Annotated in this window: 7 protein-coding genes and 1 pseudogene; 1 reads left to right on the top strand and 7 read right to left on the bottom strand. The window is 72.4% G+C overall.

Going from position 1 to position 7,146, the window contains the following annotated elements; all coding sequences use genetic code 11:
* The 7 genes from ACTWQJ_RS43000 to hrcA all read right to left on the bottom strand — a co-directional run.
* Positions 1-1,494 (bottom strand): S41 family peptidase (locus ACTWQJ_RS43000; protein ID WP_443311842.1); only part of this gene is annotated, 1,494 nt, incomplete at its 3' end.
* Positions 1,495-1,557: 63 nt separating this feature from the next.
* The gene (locus tag ACTWQJ_RS42995; protein ID WP_443311841.1) at positions 1,558-2,181 is read right to left on the bottom strand and encodes a hypothetical protein; all 624 of its coding nucleotides are present in this window, start codon (positions 2,179-2,181) and stop codon (positions 1,558-1,560) included.
* Positions 2,160-2,552 carry a VOC family protein gene (locus tag ACTWQJ_RS42990; protein WP_443311840.1) on the bottom strand — a complete coding sequence of 131 codons (393 nt, stop codon included), beginning with the start codon at positions 2,550-2,552 and terminating at the stop codon, positions 2,160-2,162. The genes ACTWQJ_RS42995 and ACTWQJ_RS42990 overlap by 22 nt, the downstream gene beginning before the upstream one ends.
* 20 nt (positions 2,553-2,572) lie before the next feature.
* Positions 2,573-3,310, bottom strand: coding sequence for a 16S rRNA (uracil(1498)-N(3))-methyltransferase (locus tag ACTWQJ_RS42985; RefSeq protein ID WP_443311839.1), 738 nt, complete (start codon positions 3,308-3,310; stop codon positions 2,573-2,575).
* On the bottom strand, positions 3,307-4,383 hold the full coding sequence (locus ACTWQJ_RS42980) for a nitronate monooxygenase (protein ID WP_443311838.1): 1,077 nt from the start codon (positions 4,381-4,383) through the stop codon (positions 3,307-3,309). The genes ACTWQJ_RS42985 and ACTWQJ_RS42980 overlap by 4 nt, the downstream gene beginning before the upstream one ends.
* Before the next feature lie 245 nt (positions 4,384-4,628).
* A complete protein-coding gene (gene dnaJ / locus ACTWQJ_RS42975) occupies positions 4,629-5,765 on the bottom strand; it encodes a molecular chaperone DnaJ (protein ID WP_443311837.1) in 1,137 nt (378 codons plus the stop codon).
* Positions 5,766-6,782 (bottom strand): heat-inducible transcriptional repressor HrcA, encoded by a 1,017-nt coding sequence (hrcA, locus tag ACTWQJ_RS42970; protein ID WP_443311836.1) that lies wholly within the window; start codon positions 6,780-6,782, stop codon positions 5,766-5,768.
* A gap of 162 nt (positions 6,783-6,944) precedes the next feature.
* Between hrcA and ACTWQJ_RS42965 the strand changes: the two are divergent.
* Positions 6,945-7,146, top strand: a pseudogene (locus ACTWQJ_RS42965) (MBL fold metallo-hydrolase); the annotation flags it as partial.

The raw sequence follows: 7,146 nt of genomic DNA, 5'->3' as shown, positions 1-7,146 counted from the left end.
CTCGTCGTAGACGGGGTCGAAGGATCGGTTGGAGAGGAAGGCGAGGTGCTTGCCGTCGGCGGTGAAGGCGGGCGCGTAGTCCTGGAAGCGCAGCGGGGTCGCCTCGGTGACCGACAGGTCGGTGGTGTTGGCGAGCCTCAGCTGGCAGAGCGGGCGGGGGCCGGGGTGGGACCAGGCGAGCCACGCCGAGTCCGGCGAGAAGACCAGCCCGGAGACGTCTCCGTTGTCGCTGCGGTCGACCTCCCGCACCTCGCCGGTCTCCCGTTCGACGAGCAGCAGCCGCCCGTCGTGCGCGGCGACGGCGGCCCGGCTGCCGTCGGGCGCCATGGCGAGCTCCAGGACCCGGCCGAGCTGCCCGGCGGCGAGCCGGCGCGGGACGGAGCCCGGGGTCAGTCCGGTGGCGGGCGCGAACTCCAGGGCGTCCTCGCCCTCGGCGTCCGTCACCCACACCACCCACTCCTCGCCCTCCGCGCGGAAGGTGCGCGGCAGCCGGGCCCGTACGCCGGGCTCGGCGGCCAGCGCGCGGGCGGGGCCGGAGCGATGCGTCACCCAGTGCACCCCGCCGCGCACGGAGAGCGCGCTGCCGCGCGCGGTGTGGTCGGGCGAGGCGGACCCGAACCAGCGGGAGGCGTTCACCGGGTACGGCTGCCGGTCGGTGTGCTGCCCGCCGAGCCGCAGCGCGAGCCGGTGCGGCTCGGCCCCGTCGAGGTCGTCCAGCAGCCAGAGTTCACCGGCGCAGGAGTAGACGACACGGGTGCCGTCGCTCGCGGCATGCCGGGCATAAAAGCCGTCGAGGGGGGTGTGCCGGCGCAGGTCGGAGCCGTCGGCGAGGGAGGAGTAGAGCGCGCCGGTGCCCTCGTGGTCGGACAGGAAGGCGATCCGGTCCCCCACCCACACCGGGAACTCGATGTTCCCGTCCAGCTCCTCATGCAGCCGTACGAACTCCCCGTCCCCCTCCCGGTCGATCCACAACTTGCCCGCCGTGCCGCCCCGGTACCGCTTCCACTTGGCGGCCTCGCGTCCCATCGGCGCGGACAGCAGCACGGTGTGCGGCCCGTACGCGACCTCCCCGACCGGCCCGTACGGCAGCCGGGTCGCCGGTCCGCCGTCCAGCGGGACGGCGTGCGCCCAGGTGCGGCGCAGGCTGGCCTGGCCGTGCGTGGTGAGGGTGAGGACCTGTCCGTCCGGGGTCCAGCCGCGGACCTCGGTCCTCACGCTGCCCCAGTGGGTGAGCCGCCGCGCCGGGCCGCCGTCGACGGGCGCGATGTGCACCTCGGGGGCGCCGTCGCGGGTCGAGGTCCAGGCGACGGTGGTGCCGTCGGGCGAGATGCGCGGCATGGTCACCGGGACGTTGTCGGCACTCACCCGCCAGGCCCGGCCGCCGTCGAGGGGAGCGATCCAGACGTCGTCCTCGGCGGTGAAGGCGACCACATCGCCGTGCAGGTGCGGAAAGCGGAGATACGCCGACGGGGCGGGCGCTGCGGACTCTGTCACCCGATCACCCTATGCAGCGGCGGGGCCCGCGCACAGAGGTTTGGATCACTTGTCCGCCTCTCCTCACTTGCCTTCCGGCCAGCAGTTCGGATCGCCGTGGCACCAGACGGTCTTGGTGACGGTCACGGTGGTGGTGGGCCCGCCGCCGGGCCGGTTGCCGGCCGGCGGGGCGCTGGTGGCGTTGCAGTCGCCGAGCCCGGTGACGTGGAACCACTCCTTGCCGTCCACCTCGGCGGTGAGGTCACCGCGTACACAGGCGCCGTCGACCGCGCGGGTCACCTTGCCGGTGACGGTGATGTCCTTGCCGTCGGTGGTCCGGCCCTGGCAGTCGACGTCCGCGACGGTGTCGACGCTCGCGGACGGGGTCGAGCCGGTCCTGTTGCCGAAGTCGGCGGTGCAGCTGAGCCATTGGACGTCGGCCTTCTGCCGCTGCAGTTCCCGCGTCACCAGCTCGTCGGTCGTGTAGGCCACCGTCGCCGAGCTCATGGCACCCGGTTCGCAGGCCGCGATCCCGCCCACGCCGACCACCACGGCTCCCGCCACAGCCACCACCCGCGTCCCGCGCGGCCGCCCCCGAATCCACCGCAGTGCCCCCATGGACGGCAGCCTGCCACTGCCCCGGCCGTCGCGGTAGGGCACATACGGCCACTCGGTGCCCTCGGTGGTCAGCCGCGCAGCAGCAGCCACTCCTGCAGTTCCACCAGGTTCCCCTCCGGGTCCTTGAGGTGGGCGGCCCGCATGCGGTCCGTCATGGGCGCCGGGCCGTGCAGGAGGGTCGCGCCGCGTGAGGTGATGCGCTCGCAGTAGCCGTCCAGGTCGTCGACGCGCAGTACGACCAGCGAGCGGTGCCCGGTCGCCGTGTCGCCCAGCTCCCCCAGGACGCCGGCCATCATCGCCCGGTCCTGGAGGGCGATGCCCGCCGATCCGGTGGCGGGACTGAACTTCTCGTACGGCCCCTCGGTCGCGCCCGACTGCGGCTTGAGGCCGAGGACGTCGGCGTAGAAGCGGTAGCAGGCGGCGAAGTCACCGACCAGCAGCCGCACTTGGGCGAGTTCCATGACGTCCTCCCTCACCTGGGTCAGGACCAGCGTCCGGTGCGGCCGAGGAGCAGCGCGGCCGCGGCCGTACCGGCGGTGGAGGTGCGCAGCACGGTCGGGCCGAGGCGGTAGGCCTTCGCGCCCGCCTCCTCGAAGAGCGCCAACTCCTCGGGGGAGACGCCGCCTTCGGGCCCGACGACCAGCACGATCTCGCCGTCGGCGGGCAGTTCGGCGGCGGCGAGCGGTTCGTCGCCGCTCTCGTGCAGTACGGCGGCGAAGTCGGCCCCGGCCAGCAGCGCGGCGACCTGCTTGCTCGTCGCCGCCTCCCCGACCTCCGGGAAGCGCACCCTGCGGGACTGCTTGCCGGCCTCGCGAGCCGTGGCCCGCCACTTCGACAGCGCCTTGGCTCCGCGCTCGCCCTTCCACTGGGTGATGCAGCGGGCGGCCGCCCACGGCACGATCGCGTCGACGCCGACCTCGGTCATCGTCTCCACGGCCAGCTCGCCGCGGTCGCCCTTGGGGAGGGCCTGGACGACGGTGATCCGGGGGGACTCCTCCGGCTCCTCGCGCACCCCGTGCAGCTGCACGATGAGCCGGTCCTTGCCCTCGGCGGCCTTGACGACCCCTTCCGTCCAGTGGCCGCGTCCGTCGGTGAGGACGACGTCCTCACCGGGCCGCAGTCTCTTGACGGAGACGGCGTGCCGGCCCTCGGGGCCGTCGAGCACGAACTCGGGCCCGTTGTCGTCGAGCCGCTCCACCACGAAGACGGGCGCGGTCATACGGCACCGCCCCGGGAGGACAACGCTGTCCTGGCGGCGTCGAGTTCGGCGGCCAGCACCTCCACCAGCTGCCCGGCCGGCAGCTCGCGCGCCATCCGGTGGCCCTGCCCCGCCCACAGCGCCATACCCTGCGCATCGCCCGCCTTGGCGGCCGCCTTGCGCAGCGGGGAGGTGAGGTGGTGGATCTCCGGGTAGGCGGCGGGGGCGTACGGGCCGTGTTCCCGCATGAAGCGGTTGACGAGCCCGCGGGCGGGCCGCCCGGAGAAGGCGCGGGTGAGTGCCGTACGGACGAAGAGGGGGTTGGTCAGCGCCTGCTTGTGCACGGCGTTGGCGCCGGACTCGGGCGTGGCGAGGAAGGCGGTGCCCAGCTGGGCGGCGCTCGCGCCCGCGGCGAGGGCGGCGGCGATCTGGCTGCCGCGCATGATGCCGCCGGCGGCGACGAGGGGAAGTCCGACGGCCTCGCGGACCTGGGCGATCAGGGAGAGCAGCCCGAGAGCGGAGCCGTCGTTCTCGGGGATGTCCCGGTGGGTGCCCTGGTGGCCGCCGGCCTCGACGCCCTGGACGATCACGGCGTCGGCACCGGCCCGCTCGATGGCGCGGGCCTCGTCGGGCGTGGTGGCGGTGACCAGGGTGAGGGTTCCGGCGCGGCGCAGGGCGTCCAGGACCTCACGGCTGGGGCAGCCGAAGTGGAAGGAGACCACCGGCACCGGGTTGTCGAGCAGCACCGCGAGCTTGACGTCGTAGCCGTCGTCCCGCCCGCAGTCCGGATCGCCGAGCTCGGCCTCGTACCAGGCGGCCTCGCCGGCCAGCTGGTGGGCGTAGACGTCCACGGCGGCAGGCTCGGCGTACTCGGGCTGCGGCATGAACAGGTTCACGCCGAAGGGACGGCCGGTGAGTCCCCGCAGCTGCTTGATCTCCTGGTACATGCCGTCGGCCGTCTTGTACCCGGCGGCCAGAAACCCGAGCCCGCCCGCCTCGGACACGGCAGCCGCAAGCTGCGGCACGGAGACGCCGCCCGCCATGGGGGCCTGCACGATCGGAAGCGGGAAGAGATCGGTCAGTGCGGAGGACATGACGGCATGTTGTCACGTCCTCCGAACAAGTCCGAATCCGGCCTTCCGTCGGCATAGGCCAGGGGCAACCAATGAAGGCCGGTCGGCAAAAACAGCCCGTCGTGGGGGTCCCCCCGCTCGAGCGGAGCCGAGAGTGGGGGAGTTTGAGGACGAGGCCGTCCAGGCCGAAGCGGGGGTCTGGGGGCGCAGCCCCCAGCGAGGCCGGCACCAGGAAGCGGTGCCTCACCAACGCCGGGAGTCAAAAGTCAGCGCCCGTTGAACGCATCCTTCAGCCGCGAGAACAACCCCTGCTGCCCCGGCTGGAACTGCCCCTGCGGCCGTTCCTCGCCGCGCAGCTTGGCCAGCTCCCGCAGGAGTCGCTCCTGCTCGGGATCGAGCTTCGTGGGGGTCTGGACCTCGACGTGGACGATCAGGTCGCCGCGCCCGCCGCCGCGCAGGTGCGTGACGCCCCGCCCGTGCAGGGGGATCGACTGGCCGGACTGGGTGCCGGGGCGGATGTCGACCTCCTCCATGCCGTCGAGGGTCTCCAGCGGCACCTTCGTACCGAGGGCCGCCGCCGTCATCGGGATCGTGACCGTGCAGTGCAGGTCGTCGCCGCGGCGCTGGAAGGTCGGGTGCGGCAGCTCGTGGATCTCGACGTACAGGTCACCGGCCGGACCGCCACCGGGGCCGACCTCGCCCTCGCCGGCGAGCTGGATCCGCGTGCCGTTGTCGACACCGGCCGGGATCTTCACCGTCAGCGTCCGACGCGACCGCACCCGGCCGTCGCCCGCGCACTCCGGGCACGGGTTGGGCACCACGGTGCCGAAGCCCTGGCACTGCGGACACGGCCGGGAGGTCATGACCTGCCCCAGGAACGACCGCGTGACCTGCGACACCTCACCGCGACCGCGGCACATGTCACACGTCTGGGCGGAGGTCCCCGGCGCCGCGCCCTCACCACTGCACGTGGCGCACACGATGGCCGTGTCGACCTGGATGTCCTTCGTCGTACCGAAGGCTGCCTCGTCCAGCTCGACCTCGATACGGATCATCGCGTCCTGGCCCCGGCGCGTACGCGAGCGCGGCCCGCGCTGCGACGCCGTACCGAAGAACGCGTCCATGATGTCCGAGAAGTTCCCGAAGCCGCCCGCACCGAAGCCGCCGGCGCCCGCGCCGCCGCTCTGCGAGAGCGGGTCGCCGCCGAGGTCGTAGACCTGCTTCTTCTGCGGGTCCGACAGCACCTCGTAAGCGGCGTTGATCTCCTTGAACCGCTCCTGCGTCTTCGGATCGGGGTTGACGTCCGGGTGCAGCTCGCGAGCGAGCCGCCGGAAGGCCTTCTTGATCTCTTCCTTCGACGCGTCACGGCGCACGCCGAGAACGGCGTAGTAATCCGTGGCCACTTACGACTCCGCCAGGATCTGTCCGACGTACCGTGCCACTGCGCGTACCGCTCCCATCGTTCCCGGGTAATCCATGCGGGTCGGTCCGACCACGCCGAGCTTGGCGACTGCCTCGCCGCCCGAACCGTAGCCGACCGACACCACCGACGTGGAGTTGAGTCCCTCATGGGCGTTCTCGTGCCCGATGCGCACGGTCATGCCCGAATCCTTCGCCTCACCAAGCAACTTGAGGAGCACGACCTGCTCCTCCAGCGCCTCCAGCACCGGCCGGATGGTGAGGGGGAAGTCATGTCCGAAGCGGGTCAGATTGGCGGTGCCGCCGATCATCAGCCGCTCCTCGGTCTGTTCGACGAGCGTCTCCAGGAGGGTGGAGAGTACCGTCTGGACCGTGCCGCGGTCCTCGATTTCGAAGGCCTCCGGCAGATCCTGCACCAACTGCGGCACGTCCGTGAAACGCCGACCCGCGACCCTGCTGTTGAGCCGTGCCCGCAGATCCGCAAGGGAGGACTCGCCGAACGGTGCCGGGCAGTCGACCATACGCTGCTCCACCCGGCCCGTGTCCGTGATCAGGACCAGCATCACGCGCGCGGGAGCCAGCGACAGCAGCTCCACATGCCGCACCGTGGACCGGGTCAGCGACGGATACTGCACCACCGCGACCTGCCGCGTGAGCTGCGCGAGCAGCCGCACGGTCCGGGCCACCACATCGTCGAGATCGACGGCACCGTCGAGGAAGTTCTGGATCGCGCGCCGCTCCGGCGCGGTCAGCGGCTTGACCTCGGCCAGCTTGTCGACGAAGAGCCGGTAGCCCTTGTCCGTCGGGATGCGCCCGGCGCTGGTGTGCGGCTGGGCGATGTACCCCTCGTCCTCCAGGGCCGCCATGTCGTTGCGGACGGTCGCCGGGGAGACGCCGAGGCTGTGCCGCTCGGTGAGGGCCTTGGAGCCGACCGGCTCTTCGGTGCCGACGTAGTCCTGGACGATGGCGCGCAGCACCTGAAGCCGTCGTTCGCTGAGCATGGCGCACACCTCCGTCACGTCGTCCCCTTGGCGCTCCCCCTGGCACTCGGCGCATGCGAGTGCCAGCCTTACCCGGCCCAGTGTACGGCCGTCGGGTACGGCCCGGGCAAGGCCGGTCCTGTGAGGTCGTGGCATGCGGGCGCCTACAGCTAGCGTCGCCGTATGACGGTGACTTGGGAAGAGCTCGGGTGGGAGCGGCTGGCGGCCGGTGTCGGCCGGTGCCGTCTGCCTGGCTGGGACTGCACGGTGGGGCTGGTGGTCGGCCGGGGCGCGGCGCTGCTGATCGACGCCGGGTCGAGCCTTGCGGAGGGGGCCCGGCTGCGGGCGGAGGCGGAGGTGCTCGCCGGGCACCGTGTGACCCATC

The organism is Streptomyces sp. KR55 (genome assembly GCF_052245645.1).
Taxonomy (GTDB): Bacteria; Actinomycetota; Actinomycetes; order Streptomycetales; family Streptomycetaceae; genus Streptomyces; species Streptomyces flavusporus.
This window is presented reverse-complemented; position numbering and strand designations above follow the sequence as displayed.